This is a genomic window from Pseudoalteromonas sp. S558, assembly GCF_005886635.1.
GTDB classification, from domain to species: domain Bacteria; phylum Pseudomonadota; class Gammaproteobacteria; order Enterobacterales; family Alteromonadaceae; genus Pseudoalteromonas; species Pseudoalteromonas aliena.
In genome coordinates, this window is the sequence record NZ_PNDU01000240.1 from 1 (window position 1) to 22,089 (window position 22,089).

Sequence of the window (22,089 nt, forward strand, 5' to 3'; positions counted from 1 at the left end):
ATCAACCTGGACCAGCTAATTTCAGAGCTAACTGCGTGGAAATAACATGCAATAGGCCCGCTATTGACGCGTAAATTCGCCTTGTTTTCACTGAAAATCACTTAACCAGAGTTCAGGTTAAGTAAAATAAAGGGGGATATAAACTTACCCACAATTTCTGTGGATAACTGTGGGGGTTGCGGGGTATAAATAGCCTAACTAGTTAATTATTAAATAAATAATAGCTAGGCTATAAAAAGCACATGTTAATTCAACAGTTAATTAAGCGCCTGCGCTGCTTGAATTGCAGTTAGGGCAATTGTATACACGATATCATCGACTAACGCACCACGGCTTAGATCGTTAACTGGTTTGCGCATACCTTGTAGCATAGGGCCAATACTTATTAAATCCGCGCTACGTTGTACCGCTTTATACGTTGTATTACCGGTATTTAAGTCAGGGAATATAAATACAGTCGCCTTTCCTGCAACAGGGCTATTGGGCGCTTTTTTAAGAGCCACGTTTTCCATGATTGCGGCATCGTATTGCAGTGGGCCATCAATAATAAGATCAGGGCGTTTTTGCTGTGCTATTTTTGTCGCTTCGCGTACTTTTTCAACATCAGCACCTGTGCCAGAAGTACCGGTGCTATAGCTGATCATCGCCACGCGTGGCTCAATACCAAAAGCAGCGGCTGAGTCGGCTGATTGAATTGCTATATCAGCTAATTGATCGGCGTTTGGATCTGGGTTAATAGCACAGTCACCGTAAACTAATACTTGATCTGGCAGCAGCATAAAAAATACCGAGGAAACAAGCGACGAGCCTGGCGCTGTTTTAATTAACTGTAGAGGTGGGCGAATTGTATTGGCTGTGGTATTAACCGCACCCGATACTAAACCATCTACTTTACCTTGTTCTAGCATCATAGTACCAAGTACTACGTTATCTTGTAGTTGTTCTTGTGCTACAACAGCTGTTAGGCCTTTGCTTTTGCGAATTTCGACCATAGGCGCTATATAATCATTAATGATGCTTTTAGGCTCAATAATACTTACGTGTTGGTTAAGCTCAATGCCTTGCTGCTCGGCAATACGCATTATCTCTTCACGATCTCCAAGTAATATGGTTTTAGCAATACCGCGTTGACCACAAATAGCAGCGGCTTTAATGGTGCGTGGCTCGTTACCCTCAGGTAGTACAACGGTTTTACCTGCCTTACGTGCTTTATCGGTTAATAAATAACGAAATGCGGGAGGGGATAATTTGCGTGTTTTACCTACGTTTTTGGCTAATGTGTCTAGCCAATCAGAATCAATATGTTCAGCGTTATGATCTTTTACTTTTTCAATACGTTGGTCATCATCGCTGGGAACCTCCATATTAAAGTTATGTAGTAATAATGAGGTACGCCATGTATCAGCGTCAGTAGCGAGTATAGGCAAACCCGTTTGCATTGCTTGTTCACACAAAGCCATAATACGTGGCTCTGGTTCAAAGCCACCGGTAAGTAATATAGCCCCCAGTTTTGTACCATTCATTGCTGATAAACATGCAGCTACGAGTATGTCTGAGCGATCGCCTGGTGTTACCAATAAGGCACCTGGGGTAAAGTAATTTAAAATATTTGACACTGTACGCGCACAAAAAGTAATACGACGCAGACGACGGTGCAGCATATCGCCTTCGTTTATTATCGTTGCTTTTAAATACGCGCTTAAATCTTTTACGCGCGGTGCGACGAGGTCAAAATCCCACGGAATTGCACCAAGTAACATAAACGGGTTTTTTCTAAAAATAGGTAACGACGCTAAACGGTTTAATTCGTTTTCAAGTTCTTCTGGTTTGTAGGTATCAACTAAATCAGCGCGCGCGCGGCCCTCTTCATCAAGTGGTGCATTTACTTTATTAAAAATACAGCCCAGTACGCGAGGGTGGTCAATACCGCCATAGTTCCCGGCTGCAATCTCAAGGCGGTCCTCTATTTGTGTAATGCTGTAATTACCAGGTGTAAGGACAAATACAATGTCTGCTCCCAGTGTTTGTGCTATTTCGCGGTTTACACGCCCAGCGTAAGGCTGACGTCGAGTAGGGACCATACCTTCAATGATGGCCACTTCATCATCGTTTATTTTGCTTTCAAAGCGCTCAACAATTTCTTCAAGTAGGTCGTCACCTTTACCATCGCCAATCATTTGCTCTGCATAATCGAGTGCAAAAGGAGTGGGCGGGTTAATAGGAGAGCCTTGGGTAACTATTTGCGTTGATTTTTCAGGTCCTGTTTCACCCGAGCGAGGCTGGGCAATTGGTTTGAAAAAATTCACTTTCACTGTTTTTTGTTCAAGAGCACGCACTAAGCCAACAGAGACAGAAGTTAAACCAACACCTGTAGATACAGGGATTAACATAATACGACGTGCCATATTAAAGCTCCTTGGCTATATTTGCAGCATCAAGCGCAATAACCCATTCTTCATTTGTAGGCATGACTACAGCTTTGCTGCGTGCCTGTGAAGAACTAATTATGCCTTCTTGGCCAAAGCGAGCATTAAGATTAGCGTGTTGATCGCAATCAACACCTAAAAAGGCAAGTTGGGAAATTACTTTTTCGCGGATAATATCTGAGTTTTCACCAATACCACCGGTAAAAATAATCGCATCAAGGCGTTGTAGTGGAACCATATAAGCAGCAATTTGTTTTGAAAGACGATAGCAAAACATGTCAAGCGCGAGTATTGCTTTTTTATTACCGGCAACAGCTGCTTCTTCAATTGTGCGGCAATCATTAGAAAGCTCGCTGATACCTAATAAACCACTTTTTTGATTGAGTAGGTTATCTATTTGCTGTGCAGTGTAATCGAGCTGCGTGGTTAAAAAGTTAAACAGACCGGGGTCTATATCACCACTACGCGTGCCCATCATAAGCCCCTCTAGTGGTGTTAATCCCATACTTGTATCAACACTTTGACCATTTTTTATTGCACATACTGAGCAGCCATTCCCGAGATGAGCACTAATAAAGTTACTTTTTTCGATTGGTTGATTAAGTAGCTTTGCAGTTTGTCCTGCAACATAGAAGTGGCTTGTGCCATGAAACCCATAACGCCTAACGCCAAATTCTGTATATAACTTATATGGCAGTGCATAAAGGTAAGCTACTTCATTCATTGTTTGATGAAACGCAGTATCAAATACAGCTATTTGTGGTAAACCTTCGAACGATGCCTGTGCAGATGCGATGCCTAATAAATTAGCATGCCCATGCAGCGGCGCAAGCGTTGCAGCTTGTGTAATACCCGCTATGACCTTCTCGTCAATCAATACCGATTGTGTAAAATGCTCGCCGCCATGCACAACACGATGGCCCACAGCAATAAGTTGCTCATCTAAGTTATGATCTTTTATTAGGCTTACTAACGTATCAATAGCCTCGGCATGGGCTTGCTCCGCTGCCAAGTTAATGACTGTTTTAGCGCCGTTAAATTTATATTTTATAGAAGGAGTTGTTGCACCTAAGCGCTCTGCCAAACCCGATATGATTTCGTGGCCTGTGTTTGCATCAATAATGGCAAATTTTAAGCTGGAGCTACCACAGTTTAGTACTAAAACGTGTTGTGACTTAGGGGAAGTTGTTGGCATAAATTCATTTCCATAAACAAAATTTAGTAAGTGCACGTGAAACATTAATCGTTACACTTAGCGTGATAAATAAGGCTAAAACATTTAATTAAGCTAAACTAAAATGTAGCTGAATCAATGCGTAATATTTTACCCCAGTTACGGAGTTTAGTTTAGTGTTTTGCACACTTTAACAGCAAAATTAAGCACTTTTACTGATAAAGTAAAAGCCTTTAGAATTGTGTTACACTTTAGAGATAACCCATTTAGTATTGTGTTTTAATAGAGTCACTGTGAGGAGTCATGATGCAAAAAAGTGTGATGTCACAAGTACAAACAGGGCGGTTGTACGCAAAACAATGGCCAATGAGAAAAGAATTAGCACCTCTATTTATCGAGTTTAAGGTTATTAAAGCCACTGATCTTGCGATCACAGTTATGCCCATTTTAGCCATGCTTACGTTGTTTTTTCAGATAAATTATTTAGGGCCAGATTTTTTACCGCAAGCTATTGCAAGTGCTTTATTTTTTATATCGTTACCGTTGCAAGGCTTATTGTGGCTAGGTAAACGCGCGCAAACGCCTTTAGAACCAGCTATGCAAAGGTGGTATAACGATCTTTACACAAAAATGCTTGCCAATGGTTATCAAACACAGCTAAACGAAAAAAAGCCTCGTTATCTGGAGCTTGCAAATCTTTTAAAAGACATGTTTGATAAAATGGATAAAGCGTTTACAAAAGAGCAATTTTAGAGGTTGTTAAACTTACGCCTAAATAACCTCAAATTTGATTATGCAGTTTTTGTAAACTGCGTAATGTAAAATGACAAGGTGACAGTATGCTCACCTTTTTCTTCGAGTAACTTCCAGTGTTCAGGTCTGAATTTCCACGCAAATGGTGTCATCATAATCAAGTTCTTTACGTCGTTAAAATTAAGCGTTACCTGCTCAGTTAGCAGTATTTGCTGTACTTGAACAAATCCACTTGGGGTATCTATTTGAGTATGTTCATTAACGTTTTCGTAAATATAATTTTTTAATTCTTTTAAGTGCCAAGGCCCTGGACTTGCAACAATCAGTGTTGCTCCAGATTTAGCAAGTCTAGCCAGTTCTTGTTCAAATAAAGGAGCAAACACACTCACTAGCACATCGGCGAACTGGTTTTCAAATGGTGCCTGGCTAATTGATGCAACACTAAATTGACAATTATCATAACGCTTTGCAGCATATTTTATTGCTGACTTTGATATATCTACACCATACACATTAGCGTTTGTTTTATTCGCCAGTGCATGCGTGTAAAAACCTTCCCCACACCCTAAATCAATAATATTGCCTGCATCTAATGTGCTAACTATGTTACCCAGTGCGTGTTGTAAAAAGCGGTAATAACCGCGCTCTAAAAATGTGCGTCTGGCTTGTACCATTTCTAATGAATCGCCTGGCTGCTTAGAGTTTTTCTGCTGTACAGGTAATAAATTGATATACCCTTCTTTTGCCAAGTCAAAACTGTGTTTATTTTCGCAGCTAAGCGTGTTATTTGTTTTTGTAAGCATGTTGCTACACAAAGGGCAGCGATATTCAAGACTCATGAGTCTAGGTAGTCCTTATCATAAAAAGTTTTTACCCAATGTGGGCGATAAGTGATCATTATAGTAATGGCCATTCCATTTAGCATGGCTTCAGGAAACCAAATTATGGCACTTAAATATACATAGTTATCAGCGAGCTCTTGCCAATTATATTGCCCAATAGCTAAGTAAAATAAGGCACCCAAGCTTATTTTTAGACACGCTATAAATCCTGCAGTAATAAAAGCACAGACAAATATATAAACAAAAAAGTGACGAGGTAAATAATGATAACTAACAATAAAAGCTAAGTAGCTAACTATTATAGGTATGAATGCATTAATAAGTATTTGTACCGCGAGTAATTCAAGCTCAATAAGCCCAAAAGCGAATAGTAACGCAGTTGCAAGCAAACTACTTAAAATAGCCAAGCGCCAACCCAGAATTAAAGTGGCTGCGGTTACGCCTAAAATATGTAAATCTAGGCCTGTTAGTATCCCAGCTTTGATCCGCCATAAAAGTGCAAAGACCAGCGCACAAGCAAGTACACCCGTTTGTCGAACGGGTGTAGCAAAAAGCGCTTTATAAGTCGCTTTATCAAAACTGAGTAAACTAAATATTATTACTAGGGCCCAAAGCAACCCTTGTAATTGTACGCTCAACATCATAATTATTTAAACGTTGACCAAATTGGTGCGTGATCTGACGGTTTATCAATGCCGCGTAGTTCGTAATCAATTCCAGTTTCAATACAACGAGCTGACAAGTCGTTAGTTGCAAGCACCACATCAATGCGCAAACCTCGGTTATCTACAAATCCTTTTGAACGATAATCAAACCACGAATATTGATCGTCTGTATCAGGGTTTTGCTCTCTAAAGGTGTCTTTAAAGCCCCAGTTAAGTAGTGTAGCAAGCCATTCACGCTCCACGGGTTGAAAAGAACATTTACCCGTTTTTAACCAACGTTTTGCGTTTACATCGCCAATCCCGATATCTAAATCGGTTGGAGATATATTGATATCGCCCATAACGATAACATCCTGATCGGGTGTATGGTTTGTTTCAAGGTGAGTCATTAAATCTCTATAAAACTGACGTTTATAAGGGAATTTAGTTTCATGATTAATATTGTCGCCTTGTGGGAAATAGCCATTCATTACGGTTAAATCACGGCCGTTTTCTTGCTCCACGGTAACGCTGATCATACGTTTTTGTGATTCTTCAGTATCTGTGGCAAAACCTTTTAAGACTGATTTTGGCTCTTTTTTGCATAACATAGCTACGCCGTAATGTGCTTTTTGACCATGGTAATACACGTGATACCCCATTTTTTGTACATCTTCTAACGGGAACGCTTCATCATGAACTTTAATTTCTTGTAAGCCAATCACGTCTGGTTGATGTTTATCAATAATAGCTTGTAACTGGTGAAGACGAGCACGCAGACCATTGATGTTAAAAGAAATCACTTTCATTGGATTTACCTTAAAATTAGTTCGATTTAATGCACCAAATTGTATCAGTAAATACGCTTACATAACATGACTGAAATGAGAAAATAGCTGCGCAAATGTTGTGCAATTGGTGTTTAAAGTTTAAACATTGTTAATGTTTTATTAATTTCTAAAATAAATAAAAAATTCAATTGCTATGTAGATTATTGGTCATATAATGCGCGAAATTATTTAGCAACCTCGTTCAAATAGGAACTCTCATGAAAACACAATTAATTCTAGCTGCAGCACTTTTAGTATCAACAACTGTTTCTGCACAAAGTAATTCGTATTTTAGTAAAGACAATAAAATTGAATCTAAATTATGTGTACTAAGTGCAAATGAGGGTTTTACAGCTGCTCGTAAAGTAGCAGCTCAGCATGGTGTGTTTTTATCACGCTTTTCATCAAGCATCTTGTGTAATGGTGAAGATATTCGTGATATAGCTAAAAAAGAAACAGCCAGTAAAGTAACTAAAGCTAAGGTTGAGGTATTTGCTAAAGATGCTCAACAAGAAACACAATTATGCCTTACAGCTTTAAAACAAGGGCTAGCACCAGTTCGTCAAAAGCTAGGTAATGTAGATTCGTTAAAGTGTAATGGGCAAACAGTCACTGAATTTGTTAAGCGTTATCAAAATGCCGCTATTTAATCGCTAAAGACTTAAAAAGTGCTCGGTATTTTTACCGAGCTTTTTTTTGTAAAAATTACAAGGTGTATTGAAAAGTCTGCAGAAATGATGTGATAAAATAGCTCCGTTCGAAGATGTATGACATGCATGCAATTGATTTAATTGCACTTTTTATTTTGGCATTAGACTTGTATTAATTAAACTGACATTTATTAATTACAAGGATACGTCTTATGAAAAAGTTAACATTAGCAGCAACAATTTTAGCATCATTGAGCCTAGCAGCTTGTTCTTCAAATCAAGGTCTTGATAAAATAGGCAGCGATTTTGCAAGTCTGGACAATGACAGCGATGGTTATATTTCAAAAGTAGAAGCAGATGACGATAACATCTGGGAACATTTTTCAAATATTGATACCAATATGGACAATGAAATCAGCCGCAAAGAGTTTAACGCTTACATGCAACTAAATGCAGGTAAAGTTGCGACTGATAGTGATGTGAGCGAGTCGGCATTTAAAGCCGATATTGCTAAATTTGATAAAATTGAAAGTAGTTTTGCAAGTTTAGATAATGACGAAAATGGTTATATTTCAATCGTCGAAGGTAATGATGATGATATTTCAAATCATTTTGGTTATATGGATAAAGATAAAGATAAACGCGTCAGTAAAAGCGAGTTTGTCGGTTATATTCAAAAATACGGCAGCGCCGTAGCTGAAGATGACGCACTTGAGTCACTTAAACGCAGCTAATTTTCGCTGTTAAACTAATCAAGTTAGGAGCCAGTGATTTTCACTGGCTTTTTTGTGCCTTTAATTTAACTATTTGATAGATATATTTTCCTAGTTTGGTGTTGTTCTGTCATAATAGATGGCTGTGTATTTTTATTTGTTAAGAGTGTTTATGGCGGGTCGGCGAATTAGTGATGAGCAATTAGTTGAGATCATTGAAGCGGCGATTTTTGTTGCAGATAAACCGGTTAGTAAGCGTCATCTCAAAGACGTTGTATTAATGGATTTAGCTGTATCTATGGCGCAAATAAATAATGCAATTGATACAATACAAATACATTTTCAAACTCGTGGTATTCGCTTAGTTGAAGTGGGTAGTGGGTATCGTTTTCAGGCATGCAATAGTCTAAGTCCTTGGCTAAACAACCTTTGGCAGGAACGTGCGCCTAAATACTCACGTGCTTTGCTAGAAACATTATCGCTTATTGCTTACAGGCAGCCTATTACACGCGGCGAAATTGAGCAGGTAAGGGGTGTTACTACGGGTTCGAATATTATTAAAACCTTACTCGAAAGAGAATGGGTTAAAGTGGTAGGGCATAAAGAAGTTCCGGGTAAGCCGGCTTTATATGCAACTACTAAACAATTTTTAGATTATTTTTCGTTAACTGGTTTAGACAATTTACCAGCGTTGCCAACAGAGCAGCAAAGTAAGATTAACCAGTTATTAAGTGATCCTTCTGTGAGAGAACCATCCGAATGAGTATACAAGGTGAAAAGTTACAAAAAGTCCTAGCCCGTGCAGGGGTAGGCTCACGACGTGAAATGGAAAAATACATTGATGGAAACCGCGTTAGTGTAAATGGTAAAGTCGCAAAGTTAGGCGACCGTGTTGAAGAGACCGATTTAATTCGCGTTGATGGACACACAGTAAAAATTGAAGAAAAAGCAGATAGAATTTGCCGTGTTATTATGTATAACAAACCAGAAGGTGAGTTAAGCACACGCAAAGATCCTGAAGGTCGCCGTACTGTATTTGATCGACTTCCTCGCATTGATGGCGATCGTTGGATTGCAGTTGGCCGACTTGATGTTAATACGTCCGGTTTAATGCTGTTTACGAATGATGGTGAGCTTGCAAACCGTTTAATGCACCCAAGCTACGAAGTTGAGCGTGAATACTCAGCGCGTGTGTTTGGCGAGGTAACAAACGAAACCCTGAAAAATTTAATGCGTGGTGTTGAGTTAGAAGATGGACCTGCCAAGTTTACTAGCGTAAAGCCTATGGGTGGCGAAGGTGTAAACCGCTGGTTTAACGTAACGTTAAACGAAGGTCGTAACCGTGAAGTTCGTCGTTTATGGCAATCACAGGATGCTGAAGTATCTCGTCTTATTCGTATTCGTTACGGAAAGTTAGAGCTAGACAAGCGCGTACCACAAGGTGGTTGGATAGAGTATGACTTAGAAACAGTTAACTATTTACGTAAAACTGTTAAATTAGGCCGTGAAACACAAACCAAACTTTCAGTTATGCCAGAAAAGCGTAAAGATAAACGCGCTAAAATCAATCAGATCCGTAAAGCAGTTAAAAAACACAATCAACGTGTTAAGCCGACTAAACGTAAATAATCAATTAGTTATTTAATACAAAAAAGCCGCTAATTGCGGCTTTTTTAATGTGCTTTTAAATAACACAGGTCTTAGGCTGAGTTATTTTTTTACCTGAGCGTCTAACGATTGGCCATTAACTTCACTAGAATCATCGCTCATCAGGTATAAATACGTTGGCATAATGCTCTGAGGTGTAGCAAGCGCGTCTCTATCTTCACCTGGATATGCAGCAGCTCGCATTGAAGTACGCGTAGCACCTGGGTTAATACAGTTTACGCGTATGTTTGTTTTACCTACTTCGCATGCCCATGTTTGCATCATACCTTCTACTGCAAATTTCGAAATGGCATAAGGGCCCCAAAATTCACGGCCTTTACGACCAACACCTGATGATGTGAATACGATTGATGCACTTTCAGATTTACGAAGTACAGGAAATAACGCTTTGGTTAACATGGCTTGTGCAGTCACGTTTACTTTCATAATGTTTTCAAACGTTGATGAACAAAAATGTTCAAGTGGGCCGAGCGATCCTAAAATGCCCGCATTGTTAAGTAGCCCATCAAGGCGACCAAATTGAGATTCAATTGTTGCTGCAAGGTCACGGTAGTTTTGTTTTGTAGCACCTTTTAAATCCATAGGCACAATTGCTGGTTTAGGATAACCCGCATTAACAATTTCATCGTAAACACATTCAAGTTTATTAGTTGTTTTCCCTAATAAAATAACAGTCGCGCCGTATTTCGCATAGGTAATTGCCGCGACGCGTCCAATGCCATCACCGGCGCCTGTGATCAAAATAACTTTGTCTTTAAGTGCATTTTCAGTTGCTTGATATGTGTGCATAAAAGTACCAATCTATATAATTTTTCTAATTTTAACATAGCAAAACGTGAAGTAATCGAATTTATTGTAAAATTAGGTGGCGAAAATAGAAACTTTACGTTAAGTTTAACTGGTCTAATGTCTCATTAATAATCTGATTACATTGTTTTAACCTAATACACTGATAAAACACACTATAAAAATAAAATATGTGCGGAGCCAATAATATGAAAAAAATGCTACTTTCACTCTCGGTTACAGCTGCATTAGCAGGTTGTGGCGGTGGAGAAACGCTAAAAGATGTTAAAAATGATACAGCCCCTGTTATTCCTACAGCTACGGTAAAGTTTGATCCTGCAAAGGGAGTTATTTCTGTACCAAATGATTTATTAATGAGTGGTACCCGAGATGGAACCCTTAATATCCCAGATGAGCTTAACTCAGCGGGTGTGTCTATCAATCGTGCCGAATATGCAAATCCACAATTTGCAATAGGTGCACTCGATGGCTGGTCTACGCAAGTTCCTTTTAAGATAGATTTAACGTTTCCACCTTCAATAAGCTTAGATGAAGCATCAGCGGGTACACCAGGCTCAGTTCGTATTTTTGAAGTGATTATGGGTGCAAGTTTAACCGATGAGGAATGTGGTCAAGCCCCAGCGGGGGCGGCATGTAAACTTATTGGTGAACTTACTTTTGGTGTTGACTTCATCACGAAAGCATCGGGTGATGCGGTAGCGATTATCCCTTTAAAACCATTTAAAGCGGGAAGTTCATACATCAATGTATTAACGACTGAACTAAAAGATTCATTAGGGCGCTCAATAGAGCCATCTTCTACTTATGGGTTAGTCAAACAAGAAGTGCCACTCGTTACCGCTGCACAACTTGCGCTGCAAGGTGCAGTTAATAGTTACGAAAATGTAGTGGTAAGCTCAGGTAATATTACTAAAGATGAGATTATTTTTTCTGCTGCAATGACAATGCAATCAGCGGGACCAGTACTTGGTACAATCAAGCAATTGTTAGCGGTAAGTCTACAACAACCAAGCATGCCAACACCTGCTATACAAGTACCAGCTCAACCAATGGTAAATGTTCAAGATGTATTCAAAAACCAAGGGGTAGAGGTTTCTGCTGCTTTTTCAGGTGTTCAATACCAAAAAGGTAGCATCATGTTACCTATGTACTTAGGGACTCCTACTGGCTCAGCGATTAGCGATTTAAACGATACATATTGGCAAGGTATGTGTGACAACGCAGTCGTAGTATCAGGGTATAAAGCACAGGCAGGTGATGCTTTCCCAGCCGAACCAATTAGCGTCAATGATGGCACATGTGCCGCATTAAGTGGTGGCAAACTGCGTGATTTAGGTCTAGATAGCACGCGCCATTTGACCAAATATAATACCATTCCAAAAATGCAAAGCATGGCCAATGTGCCAGTGCAAGTAACTAAGCCTATTTTACCTATAATTAATGGTGTACGTGCACAACTACAGTTACCTGCTATCGAAATGCCTGAAAATGGTTGGCCTGTTGTTATTATGCAACATGGTATCACTACGCAAAAAGAAAGCATGCTGGCGTTAACTGCTCAGCTTTCAATTCAGGGGTTTGCAACGGTCGCTATTGATCACCCTCGACATGGTGAGCGTGGTATTGATGTTGATGGCGATGGAAAAGATGACTTTAATGCGACAACAAACTCAGTACTGAGTTACATGAACTTAAGCTCATTGCTTGTTGCACGTGATAGCTTACGTCAATCAGCTGCCGATTTATTAGGTTTGCGTCTAGGCTTGAACTTTATCAACGATGCGACTATCAATAGTAAAGATGTTACCTACATCGGGCATTCACTAGGGTCTATTGTTGCGCCGGCATTTATTGCTCAAGCTAATAGCCCAATGGCTGAATCGATTGACCCACTGTTCAAGGTTAATACCGTTGCATTAGCAAGCGGCGGCGGTGGCGTTGCTAGTTTCTTACTGGAATCGGGCGCATTTGGCCCATTTGTACAAGGTTCTGTTCTTTTATCTGCAGGCACTACGGAGTCGGCTGAATTTGGAGCATTTACGCAAGGTCCAGCTATCTCTAACTGTGGGGCCGCAGATTATAGTAGAGCCTTTACCTCATGTGCTTTTAAAGAGTATGTTACTGCGCTTACCGTCGCAGGAGAAACAAGTAAGCTTGCAAATATTCAAGGTGTGATGACTAAATTTGCTTTTGCAGCACAGACAACGCTTGATAGCGGTGATCCGACTAATTATGCCGCAGCTGTAAAAACACTCGAAACACCGATTTATATGAATGTTGTTGTGGGCGATGGTGTTAATAATAAAGCGGATCAAGTTATTCCACCGACCACAACGATTAACCCAATTGCAGGCAGCCTTCCGCTAGCAAACTTTATGGGCTTAGAAACGGTAAGTACATCGCAAGCGCTAAGTGCAACGCCTTCTAGCTATTTAGTTAAGTTTACCAAAGGGCACCACGGTTCAATTCTTACACCAGCACCAAATGAAGAAGCCGGTGCTGATGCTCAAGGAAGTGCAGCGGCTAATGCCGAGATGCAGCTACAAGTTGCAACCTACCTCGCCGCTCGCGGTCGTATGTTGGTAGTAACAAACAGCGATGTTGTGACTGATTAATAACCAGCAAAAAAATTAACCTTTCAAAGCCACTGCAAAGTGGCTTTTTTTTGTCTTAAAGCATGCTAAATTAGCTGAAATTTATTAATGGAGAAACCAGTTGGAATTTTTATACGAATACGGTTTGTTTTTTGCTAAAACAGTTACTTTTGTTATTTCTATCGCGATTATTTTAATGTTGATAGTAGGTGCTGCTGTTAAGCCGAAAGCTAAAAAAGGTGAGATACAAATAGATGATATATCAGAGCAATTAGTCGAACTCAAAGAAAGTTTTTTACAAAATACGCTTGGTAAAAAAGAACTTAAGGCACACCACAAGCAGCTAAAATCACAAAGTAAATTAGCCGATAAAGAAGAGCCTAAACCTCGTTTATATGTTATTGATTTTGTAGGAAGTATGGATGCTCACGAAGTGGAAAGCTTAAGAGAAGAAATAACTGCAATTATCTCTATTGCTGAGCCTAGTAAAGACAAAGTCCTTATTCGTTTAGAAAGTGGTGGTGGCGTAGTGCATGGCTATGGCCTTGCTGCTTCTCAATTACAACGTATTAAGAATGCGGGCATTCCTTTGAGTGTTTCAATTGATAAAGTGGCTGCTAGTGGTGGTTACATGATGGCATGTGTTGCAGATGAAATACTCGCAGCTCCGTTTGCCATTGTTGGCTCAATCGGTGTTATTGCACAAATTCCTAACTTTAATAAAATATTAAAGAAAAATGACGTGGAATTTGAACAAATAACCGCAGGTGAATTTAAACGCACATTGACATTGTTTGGTGAGAATACGGATAAAGCCCGTGAAAAATTTCGTGAAGAAATTGAGCAAACACATGACTTATTTAAAACATTTGTGAGTACGCAACGTCCTAGCTTAGACATGAGCTTAGTCGCCACTGGTGAGCATTGGTTTGCAACTCAGGCCATTGAAAAAGGCTTGGTCGACGTAATAAAAACAAGCGACGATGCCTTATTAGATCAGCAACATGAACGTCAAATATATAAAATTAAATACAAAGTTAAAAAAGGGCTGAGCGATAAGTTAGCACTTGGTTTAAGTAGTGGAATAAATAAAGTGGGGGTAAACCTGCTCTCAAAGTTTAAGTCAATTAACCCTTAAACTTATATTATGAACGAAAAAAACCTTGATTTATCACATCAAGGTTTTTTTAAATCAATTGACTAACTAATTAGTCAATTGATTTATGGTAATCTTCTAAATCTTTTGCGGCATTAGGGTCATTGAATACGCTTTCATCAAGTTCACCTTCAGACTTGGCAACAACACAAGTAACCATACAATCGCCCGTTACATTTACCGCAGTACGGGTCATGTCAAGCAACCTATCTACACCAATTATAATAGCGATACCTTCAACCGGTAAGCCGACTTGGTTAAGCACCATTGCTAGCATAATTAAACCAACACCAGGCACACCGGCAGTGCCCACAGAAGCAAGCGTAGCGGTTAGAATAACCATTAAATAATCAGAAATAGTTAAATCAACACTAAATACTTGCGCAATAAATACGGTTGCAACACCTTGCATAATAGCGGTGCCGTCCATGTTAATGGTAGCACCTAAAGGAATAGTGAAAGAGGCGACAGAATTGCTAGCGCCTAGCTTTTTAGTGGCGGTTTCAAGTGTAATAGGCATGGTTGCACTAGAGCTTGACGTGCTAAACGCAAATAAGCACGTATGTTTCATTTTTGCCAAGAAAGTAGCAGGGCTTAGTCCTGTGAGAAGTTTTAGTAAAAGCGTGTAATTTACAAATGCATGTAAAAGCAGGGCTAAAACAACAACAAAAAAGTATTTTGCTAAGCTTACAATTAGATCCAATTCTATAGTAGTAAAAAGCTTAGCCATTAAGAAAAATACACCGTAAGGTGCAATGTTCATTAATAATGTGACTAATTTTAAGATTACAGTGTTTAAATCTTCAAATACGGCCGTTACTCGTTTACCAGCTTGGCCGCTTAACGCCATAGCAATACCAAATAATAAAGCAAACACAATTACCTGTAACATATTACCTTTAGCCATTGCTTCAAATGGATTCGTTGGGAACATGTCAATGATAACTCTTGCAAGTGTAGGAGCTTCTTTTGCATCATAACTTGCTTGAGAGGGAAGGCTGATCCCTTCACCTGGATTAAATAACAATGCCAGTGATATAGCAACGGTTATAGCAATTGCAGTGGTTAATAAATAAAGGCTAATTGATTTACCGCCTAAACGACCTAACTTTTTTGGATCGCTAAGGCTACAGGTGCCACACACGAGTGAAACAAAGACCAAGGGAACAACCAACATTTTTAAGCTGGCAATGAATATTTGTCCACCTACGTGAAAAATACCATCTACAAAAAAGGCTTTAATTGGCAAAGAGAATAATCCAAGTGGGATTAGATAATCGTCTTCACCAGCTAAAATAGCCTGAAATATAAAGCCTACTATAACCCCGAGGCCCATGCCTATCATGATGCGGGTGGTTAAACTCATTGAACGGATTTTTGACATATACCCTAATCTACTTTAAATAAATTTTGCCATAGACTACCAGTCTATAAATATTTATACAGAAAAAATTAGTATTTATTGAAAATTATTTTATATAAAAAAGTAATAAAAAACGGAGATTTTAAACTAACTTATAGGTTAATATTAGGTAAATGACGTTTAGCAAATATTAACTACACTAGGGAGAGGTAAATGCCTTTAACGCGACTGCTCAGTATTACATTACTTAGCTTTTTTCTTATGGCTTGTGGCGGCGGCGGAACACTTGAAAAAAGTGGCACGGTTGGTGGTGGCACCGACGGCACAGATACGAGCAGCTCACTTGCTTTACAGCTGACTATTTTAGATCAAACAGGGGCTGCATTTTCTGATTCGAACCCTGTGAGTAAAGATAACAAAGGCGTTGTGACAGCAACACTCACAAATAACGCTGTAGCACTTACTGACAAACTCATTACGTTCACCACAAAATTCACAGGGAAAATAACCCCAGAACTTGGCACGGCGCTTACCAATAATCAAGGTGAAGCAACTGTGAGCTTAAGCAGCGGTAATTTTAAAGGTGCGGGCGAAGTGGTCGCAACGTATGTAACTGATGATCAAACCATTACAAAAACGCTGGGCTTTATATCCAGTGGTGATGATGCGTCAAGTGAAGCGGCCGTAGTTGCAGTAGATATTAAGCTACTACAAGGATGTAATGACGGTTGGGACAGCGATAGAAACACAGTATCGCTCGAGCAAAGCTATGTTGCTTCTGGCTGTAAATCGGTTAATCAATTTTCGTCAGATGAACTGATTGATGTGTTAGTTAAAGTAACCGATACGAGCTCGGGTGATGGTTTTGTTGGTGTGATCAGTGATATTACGACTGATTTGGGAAGTTTGTTACCTGTCTCTGGTAAAGCACTAACAGACAATTTTGGTTTTGCAATTTTAAAATTACAACCTGGTGCGAACAGTGGCGCCGGTGAAATTACAGCAACATCAAAATCAACATCGAGTCAAAAAGCATTTGAAATTTCGACTGCTGAGCTGCAAGTTAATATTAGTAATGGTTTATTTAACAAATTAGATGCCAATGGTAACCCTATAGCAAATGAATACCAGCCATTAGCCGCTGGTGCGACAACCGTTATTAGCGTTGAAATATTAGATAGCAATGGACAGCGAGTAGTATCAACACTTGATGTGCAATTTAGTTCTAGTTGTACCCAAGCGGGTTTGTCAATTTTGGATGCAAACGCAAAAAGCATCAGTGGAATTGCAACGGCCACTTATCGTACCAATGGTTGTAGCGCCTCACTCGGCGACACCGTGACTGCAACCGTGCTTACCGGTGGCACACCCGTCGTTAAATCGGTTAACATTCCGGTATCAATTGCTGAGGTTGAGTCCATTGAATTTATGAGTGCAACACAAAATGTAATTGCACTTAAGGGCACTGGCGGCCAATCGCGCTCTGAAACATCTGAAATCACGTTTAAATTAAAAGACAGAATCGGAAAACCGGTTGTCAGTAATAGAATGGATTTTCGTTTAAGTTCAACAAATGGTGGTATAAGCCTATCGCATAATAGTGTATTTACTGATGCACAAGGTTTGGCCCGCGTGCAAGTAAACTCAGGATTTGTCCCTATGGCAGTGCGAGTACAGGCTTGTTATATCCCTCAGAGTCAAATTCCAGCAAATCAAAATAATGATGTGACTTGTTGGCAAGACGTTTACTTAGAGTGTAAAAAAGATGCGTCACAAAGAAATGATAGTGTTTCGTGTCCTATTGGGGAGCTTTCTTTAGTTTCACTTGATGAACAAGTTGTAACTGTCTCTGATTTAGTCTCAATTAGTTCAGGTCTTCCTGATGGGAATAGTTTTACCGCAGGTGCAACGAGTATTAATATTGAAGCACTTGATTATATTGGTGACACTAATGAAATCTCAATTTTTCTAGCCGATCACTTTAACAATCCAGTACCCGACGGTACCACTGTTTATCTAACCACTGAAGGCGGTGCCGTTGGCACACTAGATGGAACTACTTTTAATCCACAACTGGAATGTAATACAGTGGATGGTGCATGCACGGCACAATGGCGCAACCAAAATCCGAAACCATTTACAGAGGCTAAATGGGGAAATCAAATCAGTTCTATAAATCCTAAAACAAATACTATTAATTGTGATCTGTATTTCAATGCAGCTGCGCCTTGTATGAATGGGATCACTAACGCAGCAGACGATGTTAACAATGGAGTTCCTTTAGGTGGGCGTGTAACCGTTGTTGCGACAGCGAAAGGGCAAGAATCATTTATTGATATTAATGGTAATGGCCGTTTCGATACCAATGAGTATTATAGTGGTTACGATTTACCTGAAGCGTTTGTCGATCATAATGAAAATGGGATATACGACGGATTAGCGGGTATTTATGACCCGGTCACAGCAACTGTAAAAAAAGCAGCCGAGTTTTGTAAAGAGGGTGATACAAATGATCCATGTAGCCCTAAAAAGACGAATGGCGGTCATTTTGAAGAGAGCTTTGATATTGATTCAAATGGTATGCATACTTTAGCTGATGGTAAGTACAATGGCCTATCATGTACAGAAGCGGCAACTAATCCACCTGCTAATGCAACCTTTGCAAGCTTATGTACAAAAGATTTACTCGATGTGCGTGAATCATTTCAAATTATATTATCGGGCAGTACTGTTTATAGTCGTTTTGTAGTTGCTAAAGATCACATTAAACAGCAATTACCAAACCCGTTGCTTACAAGTAAAATTGATAATTGTGAGAGTATTTATTCAGAAGTTGCTGCAAATGGTACAAATAGTGGAATTGTAGTCCTGCAGCTTGAAAACTCAGACAATAATCAATTTTGTGATGTTAATTTAATTGACTTAAGTTCAGGCAGTGCAACTAATCAATTAGCGAGTTTATCGTTTAGCATTTACTATTCTGATAGATACAATAACCCTATTCCCTCAGGAACTACGGTATCAATATCGACAAAAAATGGTAAATACGATGGTCGTGGCAGTTTAACTATGCTTGAAAGTGATTCGACTAAAGCACACTCAGAGCAGCTTACTATTAGTCGAGAAACAGATCCAAATGATGCAACTACGGGCTTATTAACGGTTTCATTTGAAACGCCTAAAGGTGTGCAAACACCATCGACACTGACTATTAGAGACGATGGTTAAAGGTTTATAATTGCTTTATTTGTAAAAATGCCAACCGAAAGGTTGGCATTTTTGTTTGTGTTCTATATATTCCACAGCAATTATCATAAAAACACCTGTTTGTTTAAATTAACAACAGAAATTGTTTGTTTATTCAGTAAATACTGAAAAGTTTGTATTAAAAGCTTGTAACAACTAGTGTTTGTAGATATACCTATAAATATTCGCGCCGCTTATAGCGGTAAACACATTTTTAATATTTGGTTAGAAATAGGCAACTATGGGCAAATCGCTAGTAATTGTAGAGTCACCTGCTAAGGCTAAAACAATTAATAAATATTTAGGTAACGATTTCATCGTAAAGTCTAGTATTGGACACGTACGAGATTTACCTACTTCAGGTTCGAGCAAAAATAAAGTGCCGGCAACTAAAACGCCTGCAGAAGTTCGTAAAATGGAACCAGAAGAAAAAGCAGCGTATAAAAAGCAACGAGATTATACTAATTTAGTCGCGAGAATGGGGATTGACCCTGATCAAGGCTGGGAGCCGCATTACGAAATACTGCCTGGTAAAGAAAAAGTTGTTCAAGAATTACAAAAGCTGGCAGAAAATGCAGACCAAATATACCTCGCAACGGATTTGGATAGAGAAGGGGAAGCAATTGCTTGGCACCTTCAAGAAATCATTGGCGGAGAGCCTGCAAAGTATAAGCGTGTAGTTTTCAACGAAATTACAAAAAATGCGATTCAGCAAGCATTTGAGACACCTGGCGAGCTAAATACCGATATGGTCTATGCGCAACAAACGCGCCGTTTTTTAGATCGTGTGGTTGGCTTTATGGTGTCACCGTTACTGTGGGCAAAGGTTGCTCGTGGACTTTCAGCAGGTCGAGTTCAGTCAGTTGCAGTGCGTTTATTGGTTGAGCGCGAACGTGAAATTAAAGCGTTTATTCCAGAAGAATTCTGGGATATTCATGCTGATGTTAAAAATAGTGAGTCTGAGTTACGTTTAGAAGTAACCAAACAAGCTGACAAGCCATTTAAGCCAGTAAATGAAGCTCAGGCTAGCGCAGCGGTTAAAAGCCTTGAGAATGCCGAATATAAAGTTGTTAATATTGAAGAAAAACCAAGTAAGAGCCGCCCAAGTGCGCCTCTGATCACTTCAACAATGCAACAAGCGGCGAGCACACGCTTAGGTTATGGTGTTAAGAAAACCATGATGCTAGCACAGCGCTTGTACGAAGGCGGTTATATTACGTATATGCGTACCGATTCAACTAATCTATCAAAAGATGCAGTTGCAATGTGCCGTGAATATGTAACAGAACAATTTGGTGAAAAATACTTACCAAAAGATCCAATTAATTACAGCTCAAAAGGCAACGCACAAGAGGCGCATGAAGCTATTCGCCCGTCGAGTGTAGCCGTACTTTCTGGCCATATTGAAGGCGTAGATGCCGATGCTAAAAAGCTTTATGAGCTTATTTGGCGTCAATTTGTTGCATGTCAAATGGTACCAGCAGAGTACGATTTAACTACTTTGACTGTTGCAGCAAACGATTTTCAGCTTAAAGCAAAGGGTCGTGTATTACGCTTTGATGGTTGGACTAAAGTTCAACCTGCAATTCGTAAAAAGAACGAAGAAGATCAGTCATTACCACCCGTTACACTAGGCGAAACCCTGACCCTTGTTGAACTTGATCCTAAACAGCATTTTACAAAACCACCTGCGCGTTTTAGTGAAGCGAGTTTAGTAAAAGAGCTTGAAAAACGTGGTATTGGTCGTCCTTCTACGTATGCATCTATTATTTCAACGATTCAAGACCGTGGTTATGTGCGCGTCGAAAATCGTCGTTTCTTCGCTGAGAAAATGGGTGAAATTGTTACCGATCGTCTAGTTGAAAACTTCACAGATTTAATGAATTTTGACTTTACCGCTAAAATGGAAGGTCGACTAGATGATATCGCAGAAGGCGAGCGCGTTTGGACCGAAGTACTTGATAAATTTTATGCTGATTTCTCAACGCAATTAACAGTCGCAAAAGATGAACCAGAGCAAGGCGGTATGCGCCTCAATGAAATGGTTGAAACGGATATTGAATGCCCAACATGTAGCCGCAAAATGGGTATACGTACGGCATCAACAGGCGTATTTTTAGGTTGTACGGGTTATAGTCTACCGCCTAAAGAGCGTTGTACTACAACAATGAACTTAGTGTCAGGTGATGAAGCCGTAGCAGCTGATGTTGAAGATGTTGAAACCGAAACATTAATGCAGATGAAGCGTTGTCCAATTTGCGAGACAGCAATGGACTCGTACTTAATCGATGAAACACGTAAATTACATGTTTGTGGTAATAACCCAGCTTGTAAAGGTCACGTTGTTGAAGAAGGCACCTTTAAAATTAAAGGCTATGACGGTCCAACTATCGAATGCGATAAATGTGGTGCTGACATGGAGCTAAAATCTGGTCGTTTTGGTAAGTACTTTGGTTGTAATAATGAAGAGTGTAAAAATACGCGTAAACTACTGAAAAGTGGTGAAGCAGCGCCGCCAAAAGAAGACCCTGTACATATAAAAGAGCTTGAGTGTGAAAAGTCTGAAGCGTATTTTGTATTACGTGATGGCGCAGCAGGTATATTTTTAGCGGCCAACACTTTTCCTAAGTCACGTGAAACGCGTGCACCAAAGGTTGAGGAATTAAAGCGCTTTAGAGACCGTATTTCACCTAAGTTTTATTACTTAGCTGATGCACCAGCACAGGATCCTGATGGCAACTTAGCGGTTGTTCGTTATAGCCGTAAAAATAAGTCTCAATACGTAATGACTGAAGTTGACGGTAAAGCAACTGGCTGGACTGCACATTATGAAGCGGGTAAATGGGTAGAAGAAGCAAAGAAAAAAGCAGCACCAAAAAAGAAGCCAGCTGCTAAAAAAGCCCCTGCTAAAGCAAAGGTTAAAGCGAAAGCTAAAAAAGAAGATGAATAAGCACGTTATCGCTTATTCATGACTTTTTATAGGTTTTAAAAAGCTATAAAAAAACCGGAACGCACAGCTTGTGTCGATTCCGGTTTTTTTTATCTATTTATATGTACTTCGCAATGGCTTTGTTAGCCGTACATATAATACCAACCTGCAAAAATATTTGAACAATTTATCGAATTAAATCACTCTATAACGTTGTTAAAAATTTTTTATTTAGAACAACTAGATACAAAAATTTTTGCCTAGTTCTAGCGCGATTTTCTTATCGTTAAATTG

General features: G+C 39.5%; 16 protein-coding genes. 9 read left to right on the plus strand and 7 right to left on the minus strand.

The genetic code is table 11. The features are described 5' to 3' along the window. Nucleotides 1-257: 257 nt before the first annotated feature. Together pta and CWB66_RS15615 are read right to left on the minus strand one after the other, a co-directional pair. Nucleotides 258-2,405 (minus strand): phosphate acetyltransferase, encoded by a 2,148-nt coding sequence (gene pta, locus CWB66_RS15610; RefSeq protein ID WP_138586066.1) that lies wholly within the window; start codon nucleotides 2,403-2,405, stop codon nucleotides 258-260. 1 nt (nucleotide 2,406) lies between these two features. Further along, on the minus strand, nucleotides 2,407-3,621 hold the full coding sequence (locus CWB66_RS15615; RefSeq protein WP_138586067.1) for an acetate kinase: 1,215 nt from the start codon (nucleotides 3,619-3,621) through the stop codon (nucleotides 2,407-2,409). Between the two features lie 285 nt (nucleotides 3,622-3,906). On the opposite strand from CWB66_RS15615, the gene yfbV reads away from it, so the two are divergent. Next, nucleotides 3,907-4,353, plus strand: coding sequence for a terminus macrodomain insulation protein YfbV (gene yfbV / locus CWB66_RS15620; protein WP_077537808.1), 447 nt, complete (start codon nucleotides 3,907-3,909; stop codon nucleotides 4,351-4,353). 38 nt (nucleotides 4,354-4,391) lie between these two features. On the opposite strand, the gene CWB66_RS15625 is transcribed toward yfbV, so the two are convergent. The 3 genes from CWB66_RS15625 to xthA are packed head-to-tail and all read right to left on the minus strand — an operon-like array spanning nucleotide 4,392 to nucleotide 6,648. Further along, nucleotides 4,392-5,192: a putative RNA methyltransferase gene (locus tag CWB66_RS15625; protein ID WP_138586068.1), complete on the minus strand. Its 801-nt coding sequence runs from the start codon at nucleotides 5,190-5,192 to the stop codon at nucleotides 4,392-4,394. Beyond that, nucleotides 5,189-5,836, minus strand: coding sequence for an energy-coupling factor ABC transporter permease (locus CWB66_RS15630; RefSeq protein ID WP_138586076.1), 648 nt, complete (start codon nucleotides 5,834-5,836; stop codon nucleotides 5,189-5,191). Before CWB66_RS15630 ends, CWB66_RS15625 begins: the two co-directional genes overlap by 4 nt. Nucleotides 5,837-5,841: 5 nt before the next feature. Continuing rightward, nucleotides 5,842-6,648, minus strand: a complete 807-nt coding sequence (xthA, locus tag CWB66_RS15635; RefSeq protein WP_138586069.1) for an exodeoxyribonuclease III — start codon at nucleotides 6,646-6,648, stop codon at nucleotides 5,842-5,844. 239 nt (nucleotides 6,649-6,887) lie between these two features. On the opposite strand from xthA, the gene CWB66_RS15640 reads away from it, so the two are divergent. From CWB66_RS15640 to rluB, 4 genes are all read left to right on the plus strand, one after another. Continuing rightward, a complete protein-coding gene (locus CWB66_RS15640) occupies nucleotides 6,888-7,319 on the plus strand; it encodes an exonuclease III (protein WP_138586070.1) in 432 nt (143 codons plus the stop codon). Nucleotides 7,320-7,531: 212 nt separating this feature from the next. Beyond that, nucleotides 7,532-8,053 carry an EF-hand domain-containing protein gene (locus CWB66_RS15645; protein WP_077537812.1) on the plus strand — a complete coding sequence of 174 codons (522 nt, stop codon included), beginning with the start codon at nucleotides 7,532-7,534 and terminating at the stop codon, nucleotides 8,051-8,053. A gap of 151 nt (nucleotides 8,054-8,204) precedes the next feature. Continuing rightward, the gene (scpB, locus tag CWB66_RS15650) at nucleotides 8,205-8,795 is read left to right on the plus strand and encodes an SMC-Scp complex subunit ScpB (protein WP_077537813.1); all 591 of its coding nucleotides are present in this window, start codon (nucleotides 8,205-8,207) and stop codon (nucleotides 8,793-8,795) included. Continuing rightward, nucleotides 8,792-9,661 carry a 23S rRNA pseudouridine(2605) synthase RluB gene (gene rluB / locus CWB66_RS15655; protein ID WP_077537814.1) on the plus strand — a complete coding sequence of 290 codons (870 nt, stop codon included), beginning with the start codon at nucleotides 8,792-8,794 and terminating at the stop codon, nucleotides 9,659-9,661. Before scpB ends, rluB begins: the two co-directional genes overlap by 4 nt. Before the next feature lie 81 nt (nucleotides 9,662-9,742). On the opposite strand, the gene CWB66_RS15660 is transcribed toward rluB, so the two are convergent. Beyond that, nucleotides 9,743-10,489, minus strand: a complete 747-nt coding sequence (locus CWB66_RS15660) for a YciK family oxidoreductase (RefSeq protein WP_077537815.1) — start codon at nucleotides 10,487-10,489, stop codon at nucleotides 9,743-9,745. A 206-nt stretch (nucleotides 10,490-10,695) separates the two neighbouring features. On the opposite strand from CWB66_RS15660, the gene CWB66_RS15665 reads away from it, so the two are divergent. Then, nucleotides 10,696-13,122 (plus strand): VolA/Pla-1 family phospholipase, encoded by a 2,427-nt coding sequence (locus tag CWB66_RS15665; protein ID WP_138586071.1) that lies wholly within the window; start codon nucleotides 10,696-10,698, stop codon nucleotides 13,120-13,122. 100 nt (nucleotides 13,123-13,222) lie between these two features. Beyond that, on the plus strand, nucleotides 13,223-14,239 hold the full coding sequence (sohB, locus tag CWB66_RS15670; protein ID WP_138586072.1) for a protease SohB: 1,017 nt from the start codon (nucleotides 13,223-13,225) through the stop codon (nucleotides 14,237-14,239). A 70-nt stretch (nucleotides 14,240-14,309) separates the two neighbouring features. Here the strand turns inward: sohB and CWB66_RS15675 are convergent, their stop codons facing one another. Beyond that, a complete protein-coding gene (locus CWB66_RS15675) occupies nucleotides 14,310-15,641 on the minus strand; it encodes a dicarboxylate/amino acid:cation symporter (protein WP_138586073.1) in 1,332 nt (443 codons plus the stop codon). A 192-nt stretch (nucleotides 15,642-15,833) separates the two neighbouring features. Between CWB66_RS15675 and CWB66_RS15680 the strand changes: the two genes are divergently transcribed. Both CWB66_RS15680 and topA read left to right on the plus strand, forming a co-directional pair. Further along, nucleotides 15,834-18,848 (plus strand): Ig-like domain-containing protein, encoded by a 3,015-nt coding sequence (locus CWB66_RS15680; protein WP_138586074.1) that lies wholly within the window; start codon nucleotides 15,834-15,836, stop codon nucleotides 18,846-18,848. Between the two features lie 259 nt (nucleotides 18,849-19,107). Next, a complete protein-coding gene (gene topA, locus CWB66_RS15685; protein ID WP_138586075.1) occupies nucleotides 19,108-21,816 on the plus strand; it encodes a type I DNA topoisomerase in 2,709 nt (902 codons plus the stop codon). Nucleotides 21,817-22,089: the final 273 nt, after the last annotated feature.

Coding starts and splice junctions, on each gene's coding strand:
- scpB (WP_077537813.1), top strand. CDS start 8,205: ATGGCGGGTCGGCGAATTAGTGATGAGCAATTAGTTGAGATCATTGAA.
- CWB66_RS15680 (WP_138586074.1), top strand. CDS start 15,834: ATGCCTTTAACGCGACTGCTCAGTATTACATTACTTAGCTTTTTTCTT.
- CWB66_RS15645 (WP_077537812.1), top strand. CDS start 7,532: ATGAAAAAGTTAACATTAGCAGCAACAATTTTAGCATCATTGAGCCTA.
- xthA (WP_138586069.1), bottom strand. CDS start 6,648: ATGAAAGTGATTTCTTTTAACATCAATGGTCTGCGTGCTCGTCTTCAC.
- CWB66_RS15615 (WP_138586067.1), bottom strand. CDS start 3,621: ATGCCAACAACTTCCCCTAAGTCACAACACGTTTTAGTACTAAACTGT.
- CWB66_RS15675 (WP_138586073.1), bottom strand. CDS start 15,641: ATGTCAAAAATCCGTTCAATGAGTTTAACCACCCGCATCATGATAGGC.
- topA (WP_138586075.1), top strand. CDS start 19,108: ATGGGCAAATCGCTAGTAATTGTAGAGTCACCTGCTAAGGCTAAAACA.
- CWB66_RS15630 (WP_138586076.1), bottom strand. CDS start 5,836: ATGTTGAGCGTACAATTACAAGGGTTGCTTTGGGCCCTAGTAATAATA.
- CWB66_RS15665 (WP_138586071.1), top strand. CDS start 10,696: ATGAAAAAAATGCTACTTTCACTCTCGGTTACAGCTGCATTAGCAGGT.
- CWB66_RS15660 (WP_077537815.1), bottom strand. CDS start 10,489: ATGCACACATATCAAGCAACTGAAAATGCACTTAAAGACAAAGTTATT.
- CWB66_RS15640 (WP_138586070.1), top strand. CDS start 6,888: ATGAAAACACAATTAATTCTAGCTGCAGCACTTTTAGTATCAACAACT.
- yfbV (WP_077537808.1), top strand. CDS start 3,907: ATGCAAAAAAGTGTGATGTCACAAGTACAAACAGGGCGGTTGTACGCA.
- CWB66_RS15625 (WP_138586068.1), bottom strand. CDS start 5,192: ATGAGTCTTGAATATCGCTGCCCTTTGTGTAGCAACATGCTTACAAAA.
- rluB (WP_077537814.1), top strand. CDS start 8,792: ATGAGTATACAAGGTGAAAAGTTACAAAAAGTCCTAGCCCGTGCAGGG.
- pta (WP_138586066.1), bottom strand. CDS start 2,405: ATGGCACGTCGTATTATGTTAATCCCTGTATCTACAGGTGTTGGTTTA.